At 41.4% G+C, this 13672-nt stretch carries 18 protein-coding genes; 16 read left to right on the forward strand and 2 right to left on the reverse strand.

The window, feature by feature from the left end; translation table 11 throughout:
* The first annotated feature begins 99 nt into the window (after positions 1-99).
* Genes trpE through trpA form a run of 7 tightly spaced genes read left to right on the forward strand, consistent with a single transcriptional unit; the run spans position 100 to position 6365 of the window.
* Complete coding sequence (gene trpE / locus TZ96_RS04970) at positions 100-1461, forward strand: anthranilate synthase component I (protein WP_045763143.1); 1362 nt, start codon at positions 100-102, stop codon at positions 1459-1461.
* Positions 1458-2024: an aminodeoxychorismate/anthranilate synthase component II gene (locus TZ96_RS04975; protein WP_045763144.1), complete on the forward strand. Its 567-nt coding sequence runs from the start codon at positions 1458-1460 to the stop codon at positions 2022-2024. The genes trpE and TZ96_RS04975 overlap by 4 nt, the downstream gene beginning before the upstream one ends.
* 10 nt (positions 2025-2034) lie before the next feature.
* Positions 2035-3039 carry an anthranilate phosphoribosyltransferase gene (gene trpD / locus TZ96_RS04980; RefSeq protein WP_045763145.1) on the forward strand — a complete coding sequence of 335 codons (1005 nt, stop codon included), beginning with the start codon at positions 2035-2037 and terminating at the stop codon, positions 3037-3039.
* On the forward strand, positions 3036-3803 hold the full coding sequence (trpC, locus tag TZ96_RS04985; protein ID WP_045763146.1) for an indole-3-glycerol phosphate synthase TrpC: 768 nt from the start codon (positions 3036-3038) through the stop codon (positions 3801-3803). Before trpD ends, trpC begins: the two co-directional genes overlap by 4 nt.
* Entirely contained in the window at positions 3790-4389 is a 600-nt protein-coding gene (locus TZ96_RS04990; protein ID WP_045763147.1) for a phosphoribosylanthranilate isomerase, read from the forward strand. Before trpC ends, TZ96_RS04990 begins: the two co-directional genes overlap by 14 nt.
* Positions 4367-5590: a tryptophan synthase subunit beta gene (trpB, locus tag TZ96_RS04995; protein ID WP_045763148.1), complete on the forward strand. Its 1224-nt coding sequence runs from the start codon at positions 4367-4369 to the stop codon at positions 5588-5590. Before TZ96_RS04990 ends, trpB begins: the two co-directional genes overlap by 23 nt.
* Positions 5583-6365, forward strand: coding sequence for a tryptophan synthase subunit alpha (gene trpA / locus TZ96_RS05000; RefSeq protein WP_045763149.1), 783 nt, complete (start codon positions 5583-5585; stop codon positions 6363-6365). The genes trpB and trpA overlap by 8 nt, the downstream gene beginning before the upstream one ends.
* On the opposite strand, the gene TZ96_RS05005 is transcribed toward trpA, so the two are convergent.
* The gene (locus tag TZ96_RS05005; RefSeq protein ID WP_045763150.1) at positions 6334-6996 is read right to left on the reverse strand and encodes a prepilin peptidase; all 663 of its coding nucleotides are present in this window, start codon (positions 6994-6996) and stop codon (positions 6334-6336) included. The genes trpA and TZ96_RS05005 overlap by 32 nt on opposite strands.
* 69 nt (positions 6997-7065) lie before the next feature.
* On the opposite strand from TZ96_RS05005, the gene TZ96_RS05010 reads away from it, so the two are divergent.
* From TZ96_RS05010 to TZ96_RS05045, 8 genes are all read left to right on the forward strand, one after another.
* Positions 7066-7521 (forward strand): GNAT family N-acetyltransferase, encoded by a 456-nt coding sequence (locus TZ96_RS05010; protein WP_045763151.1) that lies wholly within the window; start codon positions 7066-7068, stop codon positions 7519-7521.
* Positions 7522-7606: 85 nt separating this feature from the next.
* On the forward strand, positions 7607-8356 hold the full coding sequence (truA, locus tag TZ96_RS05015) for a tRNA pseudouridine(38-40) synthase TruA (RefSeq protein WP_045763152.1): 750 nt from the start codon (positions 7607-7609) through the stop codon (positions 8354-8356).
* Entirely contained in the window at positions 8346-9119 is a 774-nt protein-coding gene (locus TZ96_RS05020; protein WP_045763153.1) for a bifunctional hydroxymethylpyrimidine kinase/phosphomethylpyrimidine kinase, read from the forward strand. Before truA ends, TZ96_RS05020 begins: the two co-directional genes overlap by 11 nt.
* Positions 9097-9558, forward strand: coding sequence for an ECF transporter S component (locus tag TZ96_RS05025; RefSeq protein ID WP_000814958.1), 462 nt, complete (start codon positions 9097-9099; stop codon positions 9556-9558). Before TZ96_RS05020 ends, TZ96_RS05025 begins: the two co-directional genes overlap by 23 nt.
* Before the next feature lie 67 nt (positions 9559-9625).
* On the forward strand, positions 9626-9850 hold the full coding sequence (locus TZ96_RS05030) for a YqgQ family protein (RefSeq protein WP_000646475.1): 225 nt from the start codon (positions 9626-9628) through the stop codon (positions 9848-9850).
* A 5-nt stretch (positions 9851-9855) separates the two neighbouring features.
* Positions 9856-10236, forward strand: coding sequence for a rhodanese-like domain-containing protein (locus tag TZ96_RS05035; protein ID WP_045763154.1), 381 nt, complete (start codon positions 9856-9858; stop codon positions 10234-10236).
* A gap of 92 nt (positions 10237-10328) precedes the next feature.
* The gene (locus TZ96_RS05040) at positions 10329-10556 is read left to right on the forward strand and encodes a hypothetical protein (RefSeq protein WP_045763155.1); all 228 of its coding nucleotides are present in this window, start codon (positions 10329-10331) and stop codon (positions 10554-10556) included.
* Positions 10557-10671: 115 nt separating this feature from the next.
* Entirely contained in the window at positions 10672-10899 is a 228-nt protein-coding gene (locus TZ96_RS05045) for a hypothetical protein (RefSeq protein ID WP_001156564.1), read from the forward strand.
* Positions 10900-10942: 43 nt separating this feature from the next.
* Here TZ96_RS05045 and TZ96_RS05050 read toward each other — a convergent pair whose 3' ends face one another.
* Positions 10943-11668 carry a pseudouridine synthase gene (locus TZ96_RS05050; RefSeq protein ID WP_045763156.1) on the reverse strand — a complete coding sequence of 242 codons (726 nt, stop codon included), beginning with the start codon at positions 11666-11668 and terminating at the stop codon, positions 10943-10945.
* Between the two features lie 161 nt (positions 11669-11829).
* Between TZ96_RS05050 and typA the strand changes: the two genes are divergently transcribed.
* Positions 11830-13671 (forward strand): translational GTPase TypA, encoded by a 1842-nt coding sequence (gene typA / locus TZ96_RS05055; protein ID WP_000164118.1) that lies wholly within the window; start codon positions 11830-11832, stop codon positions 13669-13671.
* Position 13672 lies beyond the last annotated feature (1 nt).

The raw sequence follows: 13672 nt of genomic DNA on the forward strand, positions 1-13672 counted from the left end.
GGAGAAAGTTGCTCCCGTCCGCACTATTTAAGGGAAATAGAAAAAGGTAAGAAATTAAGACTAAAAGTCTATAAATTATTGACTGAAAGGGAAATTACAATGGAACGAATCATTCACGGAGATGTTTTATCACCAATCTTGGCGTATATGCGCTTAAATGGACAACACAAGGTCATACTTGAAAGTATCCCAAGAGAAAAGGGAAATGCTCGATTTTCTATCTTGGCCTATAATCCAGTTTTTGAAATTAAGTTTGAAAATGGAGTTCTTTATCAAAATGGGCAAGTCATTGATCGTGACCCCTTGGATTTCCTCTATGAAGTGACTCATAAAAGCCATCACCATTCAGACCTACCTTTTGGTGGTGGAGCGATTGGCTTTGTTGGCTATGATATGATTTCTCTCTATGAAGAAATTGGCCAGCTTCCTGAGGATACGATTGGGACGCCAGATATGCATTTCTTTGTTTACGAGAGTTATATGGTATTTGACCACAAGAAAGAAAAAATTCATATCATCGAGGATGCTCTCTACAGTGATCGAAGCAATGAAGAACTAGAAGCGGCTTTGGATCAAGTTTTAGAGGAGTTAAAAATCCTTGCTCCAAATGAATTTGAAGATTTGGACGTTTCTCCACTTCAGTTTAGACCACATATTGCACCTCAGAAATTTGAAGAGATGGTAGAAACAGCTCGCGACTTGATTCGCAATGGAGATATGTTCCAATGCGTGCTCAGTCAGCGTTTCTCCGCAGAAGTAACTGGAAATCCTTTTGACTTCTACAGAAATCTCCGAGTGACCAATCCATCAAATTACCTCTACTTTTATGACTTTGGAGATTATCAAATCATTGGTGCAAGTCCTGAGAGCTTGGTTTCCGTCAAGAATGGCATCGTGACAACCAATCCAATTGCAGGTACACGACCTAGAGGTGCCAATGATGAAGAAGATGCAGCACTTGCAAGTGATCTACTTTCTGATGAAAAGGAAACGGCAGAACACCGAATGCTAGTGGACCTAGGACGCAATGATATCGGTAGAATTGCTGAAACAGCCAGTGTCCAAGTTACAAAGTATATGGAAGTAGAACTTTTCCGATATGTCATGCATTTGACCAGCGTAGTTAAAGGACGTTTGTTACCAGAACTGACTGCCACGGATGCCTTGAAGGCGACACTTCCGGCTGGAACAGTTTCTGGGGCCCCTAAGATTCGTGCTATGAAACGCATTTATGAATTAGAAACAGAGAAACGAGGCGTTTATGCAGGAGCTATCGGTTACCTATCAGCAACTGGAGACATGGACTTTGCCATTGCAATTCGAACCATGATTCTTAAAAATAAAACAGCCTACGTACAGGCTGGTGCAGGAATTGTTTATGATTCTATTGCCCAAAACGAATACCAAGAAACCATTAATAAAGCTAAATCTATGACTAGAATGGGAGAACTAAGACCATGATTTTACTGATTGATAATTATGATTCATTTACCTATAACTTGGCTCAATACATTGGGAATTTCGCAAAAGTTCAGGTTTTGAGAAATGATGATCCAAATCTTTATGAAGAAGCTACAAAGGCAGATGGACTGGTCTTTTCTCCTGGTCCAGGTTGGCCAGCTGATGCTGGGAAGATGGAAGAAATGATTCGTGATTTTGCAGGCAAGAAACCGATTCTAGGGATTTGTTTGGGGCACCAGGCCATCGCAGAAGTATTTGGTGGTAAGTTGGGTTTGGCTCCTAAAGTTATGCACGGCAAACAAAGCCAGATTCGATTTGAGACTCCTTCCGTTCTCTATCAAGGAATCGAGGACAATCGTCCAGTCATGCGTTACCACAGTATTTTAATTGAAGAGATGCCAGAAGAGTTTGAAGTGACAGCTCGTTCGACAGATGACCAAGCCATTATGGGGATTCAACACAAAACCTTGCCGATTTATGGCTTGCAGTATCATCCAGAAAGTATTGGAACACCAGATGGCCTATCTTCTATTCAGAATTTTATCGAGAAAGTTGTAAAGTGAGGGAAATAAAATGAAAGAAATTATTGAAAAATTAGCGAACTTTGAAGATTTATCAAGTGTTGAAATGACAGATGTGATCGAACGCATCGTAACAGGGCGAGTGACAGAAGCACAAATCGCTTCACTTCTTTTAGCCCTTAAGATGAAGGGAGAAACACCTGAGGAAAGAACAGCCCTCGCTCAAGTTATGAGAGGACATGCTCAACACATTCCAACCAATATTCAAGATGCTATGGATAACTGCGGTACGGGTGGAGATAAGTCATTTAGCTTTAACATTTCAACAACTGCAGCCTTTGTCTTAGCAGGTGGAGGAATCCATATGGCTAAACATGGTAATCGTTCAATTTCCTCTAAATCTGGTTCAGCAGATGTCTTGCAAGCTTTGGGAATCAATATTGACCTCAAGCCAGCACAATTAGGTAAGGTATTTGATCAAACAGGAATTGTCTTTCTCTTTGCCAAAAACATGCACCCAGCTATGAAATATATCATGCCAGCACGCTTGGAATTGGGAATTCCAACCATCATGAATTTGACAGGTCCACTGATTCACCCAATGGTCTTGGAAACACAGCTTCTAGGAATTAGTCGTCCAGAACTTCTAGAAAGTACGGCTCAGGTTTTGAAAAACATGGGTCGCAAACGTGCTATCGTAGTAGCTGGTCCAGAAGGATTGGATGAAGCTGGTTTGAATGGTACTACCAGCATTGCCCTTCTTGAAAATGGTGAAATCACTTTGTCAACCTTTACCCCAGAAGATTTGGGAATGGAACGCATTGCCATTGAGGACATTCGTGGCGGAAATGCTCATGAGAATGCAGCCATCCTTGTCAGCGTTCTTAATAATGAACCAAGTCCATTCTTGGAAACAACAGTCTTAAATGCTGGTCTTGGTTTCTATGCTAATGGTAAGGTAGATAGTATCAAAGATGGAGTTGAAATGGCACGCCAAGTGATTGCCAGTGGTAAGGCCCTTGAAAAACTCAGACTATTACAGGAGTATCAAAGATGAGTCAGGAATTTTTGTCACGTATCTTAGAGCAGAAGGCGCGTGAAGTTGAAAAGATGGAACGAGAGGAACTTCAGCCCTTGCGAGAAAGCTATCGTTTGGCTGAATATTTGAAAAACCATCAAGAACGTCTGCAAATTATTGCAGAGGTCAAGAAGGCGAGTCCAAGTATGGGTGATATCAACCTGGATGTAGATATCGTTCAACAGGCCCAGACTTACGAGGCTAATGGTGCGGTTATGATTTCTGTTCTGACAGATGAAGTTTTCTTCAAGGGGCATTTGGATTACCTTCGTGATATTTCCAGTCAGGTACAGATTCCGACGCTGAACAAGGACTTTATCATCGATGAAAAGCAAATCATCCGTGCTCGCAATGCAGGTGCGACAGTTATCTTACTCATCGTAGCGGCTTTATCAGAAGAACGCCTCAAGGAACTGTATGACTATGCGACAGAGCTTGGTCTAGAAGTTTTGGTGGAAACTCATAATCTTGCTGAACTGGAAGTTGCTCATAGACTTGGAGCTCAAATTATCGGTGTCAATAATCGTAATTTAACAACCTTTGAAGTTGACTTGCAGACCAGCGTAGACTTGGCCCAATACTTTAAGGACGATTGCTTGTACATTTCTGAATCTGCTATTTTTACAGAAGCAGATGCGAAACGAGTTGCACCCTACTTTAACGGAATTTTGGTAGGAACAGCTCTCATGCAGGCCGAAGATGTCGCTCAGAGAATCAAGGAGTTGCAGATTGACAAAGGTTAAGATTTGTGGACTATCGACCAAAGGAGCGGTAGAGGTAGCTGTGTCAGCAGGGGCTGACTATATTGGTTTTGTCTTCGCACCCAGTAAAAGACAGGTGACCTTGGAACAAGCAGCAGAGCTAGCTGAGATTATTCCTACATATGTAAAAAAGGTTGGCATATTTGTTTCACCAAGTCGGGAAGAACTACTAGAAGCGATTGAAAAAGTTGGCTTGGACTTGGTTCAAGTTCATGGTCAGGTAGCAGATGATTTGTTTGAGAATTTGCCTTGTGCCAGCATTCAGGCAGTGCAGGTGGATGGGAATGGACATGTACCCAATTCTCAGGCAGATTATCTACTCTTTGATGCACCTGTCGCAGGAAGTGGTCAAACCTTTGATTGGGGGCAACTGGATACGACAAAACTAGCCCAGCCTTTCTTCATCGCAGGTGGGCTCAATGAGGATAATGTAGAAGAAGCAATTCAACACTTTACTCCCTATGCAGTAGATGTATCAAGTGGAGTAGAATCAAACGGACAAAAAGATCATGAAAAGATTAGAAGATTTATAGAGAGGGTAAAACATGGCATATCAAGAACCAAATAAAGATGGATTTTACGGGAAATTCGGTGGACGTTTTGTCCCAGAAACATTGATGACAGCAGTATTGGAATTAGAAGAGGCTTATCGTGAAAGTCAGGCAGATCCAAGTTTTCAAGAAGAGTTAAACCAACTTTTACGCCAGTATGTAGGACGTGAAACACCTCTTTACTACGCAAAAAACTTGACCCAGCATATCGGCGGAGCCAAGATTTACCTTAAACGTGAAGACCTCAACCATACAGGTGCACACAAGATTAACAATGCCTTGGGACAAGTTCTTCTCGCTAAACGCATGGGCAAAAAGAAAATTATCGCTGAAACTGGTGCCGGTCAGCACGGTGTAGCAACTGCAACTGCTGCAGCCCTTTTCAACATGGAATGTACTATCTATATGGGTGAGGAAGATGTTAAACGCCAAGCCCTCAATGTCTTTCGTATGGAACTTTTGGGTGCCAAGGTAGAAGCTGTGACAGATGGTTCTCGAGTGCTCAAGGATGCAGTCAATGCAGCCCTTCGTTCATGGGTGGCAAATATCGACGATACCCACTATATCCTTGGTTCTGCCTTGGGACCTCATCCTTTCCCAGAAATTGTTCGTGATTTCCAAAGTGTTATCGGAAGCGAAGCTAAACAACAGTACCGTGATTTGACAGGCGAAAATCTACCAGATGCGCTAGTTGCCTGTGTTGGTGGTGGTTCGAATGCTATCGGGCTTTTCCATCCATTTGTGGAAGATGAGTCAGTGGCTATGTATGGAGCTGAAGCAGCAGGACTAGGTGTGGATACAGAGCATCATGCAGCAACCTTGACCAAGGGTAGACCAGGTGTTCTCCACGGTTCGCTCATGGATGTGCTCCAAGATGCTCATGGACAAATCTTAGAAGCCTTTTCTATCTCGGCAGGTTTAGACTACCCAGGTATCGGTCCAGAACATTCTCATTACCACGATATCAAGCGTGCGACCTATGTTCCTGTGACAGATGAGGAAGCCTTGGAAGGTTTCCAACTCTTGTCACGTGTGGAAGGGATTATCCCAGCTTTGGAATCTAGTCACGCTATCGCCTTTGCGGTGAAATTGGCCAAAGAACTTGGCCCAGACAAGTCTATGATTGTCTGTCTATCAGGTCGCGGGGACAAGGATGTAGTTCAAGTCAAAGACCGTTTGGAAGCAGACGCAGCAAAGAAGGGAGAAGCTCATGCCTAAGACGCTAACAGAAAAACTGAACGCTATCAAAGCAACTGGAAAGGGAATTTTTGTCCCCTATATTATGGCTGGAGATCACGAAAAAGGATTAGATGGTCTCGGTGAAACAATTCACTTTTTAGAAGACTTGGGTGTGTCTGCTATTGAAGTGGGAGTTCCCTTCTCGGATCCGGTTGCAGATGGTCCTGTTATCGAAGAAGCAGGCTTGCGCAGTCTAGCGCATGGTACCTCTACTCAGGCTCTAGTTGAAACCTTGAAAAATGTAGAAACTGAAATTCCTCTTGTCATCATGACCTATTTTAACCCCCTCTTTCAGTACGGTGTGGAGAAATTGGTTAAAGACCTTTCTGATACAGCAGTCAAGGGCTTGATTATCCCAGACCTCCCTCATGAACATGCTAACTTTGTCGAGCCATATTTGGCGGATACAGACATTGCTTTGATTCCTTTAGTCAGCTTGACGACAGGAATTGACCGTCAAAAGGAACTCATTGATGGTGCAGAAGGTTTTATCTATGCCGTTGCTATCAATGGGGTCACAGGGAAATCAGGAAATTACCGATCTGATTTGGATAAGCACTTGGATCAACTTCACCAAGTGGCAGATATTCCAGTCTTGACAGGATTTGGCGTATCCACTCAGGCTGATGTCGAACGCTTTAATGCGGTGTCAGATGGTGTTATCGTTGGTTCCAAGATTGTTAAGGCTCTACATGAAGGACAAGTAGCAGAAATCGCTGACTTTATCCGAGAAGCAGTAGCTTACCAAAAATAATCACGCAAGCAGCAAGTAAGAGGAAGGGCACAAAAGGAAGTCTTTCCTTTTTCTTTAGTAGGAGAAAGGCTAGAATGCCAGTTGTGGAAGCAAATTGAATTAAAATCAGAATTTCTGTAAGTGTAAAGACGAGTGCACAAGAGGCCAGAAAGAGAAAATCACCTGCTCCTATGCGAATATCGATGAAATGAGCAATGATTCCAAGAATCAAGAAGAAAGCCATGGCCAGATTCCAATTACAGCAAGCCATGAGGATTAAGTGAAAAATTAGCCAGACGATCAAGGGATATTCTTGATGACGAAGGTCATAGATGCTCAAAGTCAAGCCGGCAGTTATCAAGATGACTTGACTCAATGTTAGAAATCCCACAGACCAAGCTAGAAAGATCAGTCCCAAGCACAACTCAAAGAGGGCATGCCAAACAGGATAGCGAACCTTGCAGTAGCGGCAGTGAAAGCGATTGAAAATCTGGGACACAATCGGAATCAAATCCAGTGGTCTCAAACGGGTCTGGCAAGAATCACAGTGACTAGCAGGAAAGACGATGGATTGTTCAGGGAAGCGATCAATGACCAAGCCTAGAAAGGAAGCAAGAATGCTTCCAACAAGAAAAAAGTAAAGATGAATCATACTTATTTATTCGGAAAAAATAAGAGAAAGAGTATAATAGTTGGATATAGGAGAAGTTTTAGGAACAATATGAAAATTCACTTTGAAAAAGGACTTCAGTTAGAAAATGCCAAACTCATTTGTCAGTGGTCTAATGCTTTGGGAGAAAGTTTTCAGAAGCAATGGATGGGGCCAAAGATTTCTTATCCCTTGATTGCCCAATCCTTGCAAAAGATGGAAGGAATTTTTTCCATTTTTGTTGGAGAAGAGTTTGTAGGCATCATCCAGAAAATCAAACTAGAAGATAAAAATCTTCATATTGGAAGATTTCTCATAGCTCCACATAAGCAGGGGAAAGGATTAGGTAGAAAAGCTTTTCAATACTTTCTTCAAGAAATGTTTGAAAATGAAGAAATAGAAAGTATTTCCCTAACGGTTTTTGAATCAAATCAAATAGCTAGAGACCTCTACCAAAAAGAGGGATTTGAAATCGTTCAAACCATTGAAGTTCCAGAACGTAAATACATAATGAGAAAATCTAGGTAAGAACTAAATTACACTAGAAACTGTCCCCTTACAATTTTTAATTCTCAAACTTGTTGCAGAGAAATTTTCTTGATAAAATAGATACATGACTAGATATAAAGCTATAATTTCTTATGATGGCTACGCTTTTGCTGGTTTTCAGCGACAACCTCACGCGCGTAGTGTCCAAGAGGAAATTGAAAAAACTTTAACCAAATTAAATAAAGGACAAGCTATTACCATTCATGGCGCTGGGCGAACAGATAGTGGTGTTCATGCATTAGGCCAGGTCATCCATTTTGATCTTCCCTATCAGATGGATGAGGAAAAGCTTCGCTTTGCTCTCGATACTCAAAGTCCTGAAGATATCGATGTGATTTCGATTGAGATAGTGGCTGACGATTTTCATTGCCGTTATGCCAAGCATAGCAAGACCTACGAGTTTATCGTAGATAGAGGACGTCCTAAAAATCCTATGCGTCGTCATTATGCGACTCATTATCCTTATCCACTAGATGTGGAGCGGATGCAGCTTGCTGTAAAAAAACTAGAGGGAACACATGACTTTACTGGTTTTACGGCATCAGGTACTAGTGTAGAGGATAAGGTTAGGACGATCACGGAAGCTAGTCTTAGGGTTGATGAAACAGGGCAGTTTTTGACCTTTACTTTCTCTGGCAATGGCTTCCTCTATAAGCAGATTCGAAATATGGTCGGAACCCTGCTGAAAATTGGCAACAACCGTATGCCAGTTGAACAGATTGACCTCATCTTGGAGAAAAAAGACAGACAGTTGGCAGGTCCAACTGCAGCACCTAATGGTTTGTATTTAAAGGAGATTCGTTATGAAGAATAATCGTATTTTAGCACTTTCAGGAAATGATATTTTTAGTGGTGGTGGATTGGCAGCAGACCTTGCGACCTACACCTTGAATGGCTTGCATGGATTTGTAGCCATGACCTGCTTGACTGCTTTGACAGAAAATGGCTTTGAAGTCTTTCCAACTGATGAAACTATTTTCCAACAACAGTTGGATAGCCTCAAGAGTGTAGACTTCGGAGGGATTAAGATTGGTCTCTTGCCGACAGTCGGTGTTGCTGAGAAAGCCTTGAATTTCATCAAGGAACGTGAAGGAGTTCCAGTAGTCTTGGACCCTGTATTGGTTTGTAAGGAAACGCACGACGTTGCAGTCAGTGAGCTATGTCAAGAGTTGATTCGCTTTTTCCCTTATGTATCTGTGATTACTCCGAATCTTCCTGAGGCGGAATTGCTTGCAGACCAAAAGATTGAAACCGTAGAAGATATGAAGGCTGTAGCCAAAAAACTACATGATTTGGGTGCACCAGCAGTGATTATCAAGGGTGGAAATCGCCTCAGTCAGGATAAGGCTGTGGATGTCTTTTATGATGGGGAGAATTTCACTATTCTTGAAAATCCAGTTATCCAAGGACAAAATGCTGGTGCAGGATGTACCTTTGCATCAAGTATTGCTAGCCAGCTAGTTAAGGGAGAGGAACTATTACCAGCAATTGAAAGTTCCAAAGCCTTTGTTTACCGTGCCATTGCACAAGCAGATCAATATGGAGTGAGACAGTATGAAGCAAACCAAAACAACTAAAATTGCCCTAGTATCCATCTTGGCAGCTAGTTCTGTCGTATTGGGGTATTTTATAAAAATCCCGACACCAACTGGGTTTCTAACACTTTTGGACGTTGGAGTCTTCTTCACAGCCTTTTACTTTGGCAGTCGTGAAGGGGCCGTTGTTGGAGGTTTAGCAGGATTTCTTATTGACCTCATTTCAGGCTACCCTCAGTGGATGATTTTTAGCTTAATTAACCATGGTTTCCAAGGCTATTTCGCAGGTTTTAAAGGGAAATGGCAATGGCTAGGCTTAGTCTTAGCGACTTTATTCATGGTAGCTGGCTATGCCTTGGCATCAGCTTGGATGAATGGTTGGGGTGCAGCTATTCCAGAAATCATTCCAAATCTCATGCAAAATATCGTTGGAATGACTTTAGGATTTCTTCTTTGTCATAGTGTAAAGAAATTCAGATAATAGTGAAAAAGGAAACCTACCCCGAACTATTAGGGAACTATTGAAAAAACTCTGATTATTTGCTAAAATGAAAGCTATGAAAACACTCTACGATGTGCAACAATTTCTCAAACAGTTTGGTATCATTGTCTATATGGGAAAACGTCTCTATGACATTGAACTGATGAAGATCGAGCTATCTCGAATCTATGATGCAGGCTTGATGGACAAGCTGGATTATCTTGAAGCAGAAGCTGTTCTTCGCAGAGAGCACAAACTAGAATTAGACTATTTAGAAAAAAATGGAGATTAGGTAATATGGTAACTTGGGTATTATGGGGACTTATTATAGCGATGTTGGCTTGGATGGGATATAACTATCTTCGTATTCGTCGTGCAGCAAAAATTGTAGACAATGCAGAGTTTGAGTCTTTGATTCGTACAGGTCAGTTGATTGATTTGCGTGATCCAGCTGACTTCCACAGAAAACATATCCTCGGAGCTCGTAATATTCCTTCAAGTCAATTGAAGACAAGTCTGGCAGCTCTTCGCAAGGATAAACCTGTCCTTCTCTATGAAAACCAACGTGCGCAACGTGTCACAAATGCAGCACTTTTCTTGAAAAAACAAGGTTTCTCAGAAATCTATATCCTCTCTTACGGATTGGATTCTTGGACAGGGAAGGTGAAATCGAATTAACAATGTGAAAAAACTTGTCACATATGTTTAATATAAAGTCTTGGCTTTTTATGGTATAATTGTTAGTATAAAATTTAAGGAGTTTTTTGAAGATGAAAGAAAAGAAAAAACCATCACTTGTTTTAGGTATCCTATCTATCGTCCTTGGTTTGCTATCTCCAATCGTAGGTCTCGTTTTGGGGATTATTGGTCTAGTCTTGGCTAATTCACATCAAAAAGAATCTGAATTAGATTACAAAACAGAACGAATTCTTAATATCGTAGGGATTGTAATTTCAGTCCTTAACTGGGTTGCAGGGCTCATCTTAATGATGCACTAATCAGGATTCTAACAAAAAAAGCTTTATCTTTAAAAGCTTTTTTTGTTTTATCCAATTGCTAAAACTAATTTTTATAGTATTATTCATTTGTATGAGTTTAAGGAGTTTTTAGAATATGCAAGAAAAGAAAAAAGCGTCACTTGTTTTAGGGATCTTGTCTATCATTCTTGGTCTGCTGTCGCCAGTGGTAAGTCTGATTTTGGGTATTATTGGTCTAGTCTTAGCTAACTCACATCAAAAAGAATCTGGCCTAGACTATAAGAGAGAGAAAAATCTGTCCATCCTAGGGATTGTAATTTCTGCACTTCACTTTATTTTAGGTGTCATGGTATTTATACGCTAAATTAGATTTTAAAAAGCTTTATTTGTTTAAAGCTTTTTTTGTTTTATCCACTGTTTTCTAAGTAATTTTTAATAACCTGTAATTCTTCTTTGTTTAGAAGTCGGCAATCACCTTCTGCTAGTTCAGAGTCCAATATAAAATCTCCAAATTGAACTCGTTTGAGAGCAGTGACCTTGACACCGACTGAGAGGAACATTTTTTTGACCTGATGAAATTTCCCCTCAGAGATGGTGATAGTGGCTTGGCTGAGACTAGGACTTGAGGATAAAATCTCAAGTTGAGCAGGTTTACAAACAGTTCCATCAAGAAAAACAATTCCATCTTTAAACTCTTGAATATGGTCGGGAGTTAGTGGCCCATTGACCTCTACTTGGTAAGTTTTATCCACATGATACTGAGGATGGAGGAGTTGAAAACCTAGGGGACCATTATCCGTTAAGAGGAGGAGACCCGTCGTATCCCGATCCAGACGGCCGATGGCGTAGAGTTGGTCAGACTGGAGATGCTGAGGAAGAAGGTCCATGACAGTTGGGAGTTTTTTATCCTTGCTTGCAGTTACGACTCCGTTTTGCTTGTGTAGCATGAGGTAGGTGTGTTCATATCCTTGGATTTTTCTATCTTTGAAAATCAGCTCTTGCAACCCTGTATCAACATTCTGAGCAAGGGAACGAGCAAGGTGTCCATCTACAAAGATTTCTTTTTTCAGAAGAGCTTGTTTCATGGCCTTACGGCTGATTTTTTCCTGGGCTAATAATTTATCTAAACGCATACCAGCCTATCTTATCACAAGTCGGGATTTTTGAAAAGAAAAGAGAAGGAATGAATTTTCTTTTGAAAACATTTACACTTACTTGAATTAAGTCATTTGCTTAAAATTGTGGTATAATCGTTCAGTTAGAAAATAAATTTTTGAATACAATAGAGGAAATCATGACAAAATTAAGAGAAGATATCCGTAATATCGCGATTATCGCCCACGTCGACCACGGTAAAACGACCCTCGTTGACGAATTATTGAAACAATCTGAAACTCTTGACGCGCGTACAGAATTAGCTGAGCGTGCAATGGACTCAAACGATATTGAAAAAGAGCGTGGAATCACTATCCTTGCGAAAAATACAGCAGTTGCCTACAACGGAACTCGTATCAACATCATGGACACACCAGGACACGCGGACTTCGGTGGAGAAGTTGAACGTATCATGAAAATGGTTGACGGTGTTGTTTTGGTCGTAGATGCTTACGAAGGAACTATGCCACAGACTCGTTTCGTATTGAAAAAAGCCTTGGAACAAGACCTTGTGCCGATCGTTGTAGTTAACAAAATCGATAAGCCATCAGCTCGTCCAGCAGAGGTAGTAGATGAAGTCTTGGAACTTTTCATCGAGCTTGGTGCGGATGATGACCAGCTTGACTTCCCAGTTGTTTATGCGTCAGCGATCAACGGAACATCTTCATTGTCAGATGATCCAGCAGACCAAGAAAAGACTATGGCACCAATCTTTGATACCATTATCGACCATATTCCAGCTCCAGTTGATAACTCAGATGAGCCCCTTCAATTCCAAGTGTCACTTCTTGACTACAACGACTTCGTAGGTCGTATCGGTATCGGACGTGTCTTCCGTGGTAGTGTAAAGGTTGGGGACCAAGTTACCCTTTCTAAACTTGATGGTACAACTAAGAACTTCCGTGTCACAAAACTCTTTGGTTTCTTTGGTTTGGAACGTCGCGAAATCCAAGAAGCCAAAGCTGGTGACTTGATTGCCGTATCTGGTATGGAAGATATCTTCGTCGGAGAAACCATTACTCCAACAGATGCAGTTGAAGCTCTTCCAGTTCTTCACATCGATGAGCCAACACTTCAAATGACCTTCTTGGTCAACAACTCACCATTTGCTGGTAAGGAAGGTAAATGGGTCACTTCTCGTAAGGTAGAAGAGCGCCTTCAAGCAGAATTGCAAACAGACGTTTCCCTTCGTGTTGACCCAACTGATTCACCAGATAAATGGACGGTTTCAGGACGTGGGGAATTGCACTTGTCAATCCTTATCGAAACCATGCGTCGTGAAGGATACGAACTTCAAGTATCTCGTCCAGAAGTTATCGTAAAAGAAATCGATGGAGTTAAATGTGAGCCATTTGAACGTGTTCAAATCGACACACCAGAAGAATACCAAGGATCTGTTATCCAAAGCCTTTCTGAACGTAAAGGTGAAATGTTGGATATGATTTCAACTGGTAATGGTCAAACTCGTTTGGTCTTCCTTGTTCCAGCGCGTGGTTTGATTGGATACTCAACTGAGTTCTTGTCAATGACTCGTGGTTACGGTATCATGAACCATACCTTTGACCAATACTTGCCATTGATTCCAGGTGAAATCGGTGGACGTCACCGTGGTGCACTTGTTTCTATCGATACTGGTAAGGCAACAACATACTCTATCATGTCTATCGAAGAACGTGGAACAATCTTTGTTAACCCAGGTACTGAGGTTTACGAAGGAATGATCATCGGTGAAAACTCTCGTGAAAATGACTTGACTGTTAATATTACGAAAGCGAAACAAATGACCAACGTTCGTTCAGCAACTAAGGATCAAACAGCGGTAATCAAGACTCCTCGTATCTTGACTCTTGAAGAATCACTTGAGTTCTTGAATGATGATGAATACATGGAAGTAACGCCTGAATCTATCCGTTTGCGTAAACAAATCCTTAACAAGGCAGAGCGTGAGAAAGCAAACAAAAAGAAAAAATCAGCTGAATAAG

The organism is Streptococcus infantis (genome assembly GCF_000963255.1).
In the GTDB taxonomy this organism is placed as follows: Bacteria; Bacillota; Bacilli; order Lactobacillales; family Streptococcaceae; genus Streptococcus; species Streptococcus nidrosiense.

Coding starts and splice junctions, on each gene's coding strand:
- trpE (WP_045763143.1), top strand. CDS start 100: ATGGAACGAATCATTCACGGAGATGTTTTATCACCAATCTTGGCGTAT.
- TZ96_RS04975 (WP_045763144.1), top strand. CDS start 1,458: ATGATTTTACTGATTGATAATTATGATTCATTTACCTATAACTTGGCT.
- trpD (WP_045763145.1), top strand. CDS start 2,035: ATGAAAGAAATTATTGAAAAATTAGCGAACTTTGAAGATTTATCAAGT.
- trpC (WP_045763146.1), top strand. CDS start 3,036: ATGAGTCAGGAATTTTTGTCACGTATCTTAGAGCAGAAGGCGCGTGAA.
- trpB (WP_045763148.1), top strand. CDS start 4,367: ATGGCATATCAAGAACCAAATAAAGATGGATTTTACGGGAAATTCGGT.
- trpA (WP_045763149.1), top strand. CDS start 5,583: ATGCCTAAGACGCTAACAGAAAAACTGAACGCTATCAAAGCAACTGGA.
- TZ96_RS05005 (WP_045763150.1), bottom strand. CDS start 6,996: ATGATTCATCTTTACTTTTTTCTTGTTGGAAGCATTCTTGCTTCCTTT.
- TZ96_RS05010 (WP_045763151.1), top strand. CDS start 7,066: ATGAAAATTCACTTTGAAAAAGGACTTCAGTTAGAAAATGCCAAACTC.
- truA (WP_045763152.1), top strand. CDS start 7,607: ATGACTAGATATAAAGCTATAATTTCTTATGATGGCTACGCTTTTGCT.
- TZ96_RS05020 (WP_045763153.1), top strand. CDS start 8,346: ATGAAGAATAATCGTATTTTAGCACTTTCAGGAAATGATATTTTTAGT.
- TZ96_RS05025 (WP_000814958.1), top strand. CDS start 9,097: ATGAAGCAAACCAAAACAACTAAAATTGCCCTAGTATCCATCTTGGCA.
- TZ96_RS05030 (WP_000646475.1), top strand. CDS start 9,626: ATGAAAGCTATGAAAACACTCTACGATGTGCAACAATTTCTCAAACAG.
- TZ96_RS05035 (WP_045763154.1), top strand. CDS start 9,856: ATGGTAACTTGGGTATTATGGGGACTTATTATAGCGATGTTGGCTTGG.
- TZ96_RS05040 (WP_045763155.1), top strand. CDS start 10,329: ATGAAAGAAAAGAAAAAACCATCACTTGTTTTAGGTATCCTATCTATC.
- TZ96_RS05045 (WP_001156564.1), top strand. CDS start 10,672: ATGCAAGAAAAGAAAAAAGCGTCACTTGTTTTAGGGATCTTGTCTATC.
- TZ96_RS05050 (WP_045763156.1), bottom strand. CDS start 11,668: ATGCGTTTAGATAAATTATTAGCCCAGGAAAAAATCAGCCGTAAGGCC.
- typA (WP_000164118.1), top strand. CDS start 11,830: ATGACAAAATTAAGAGAAGATATCCGTAATATCGCGATTATCGCCCAC.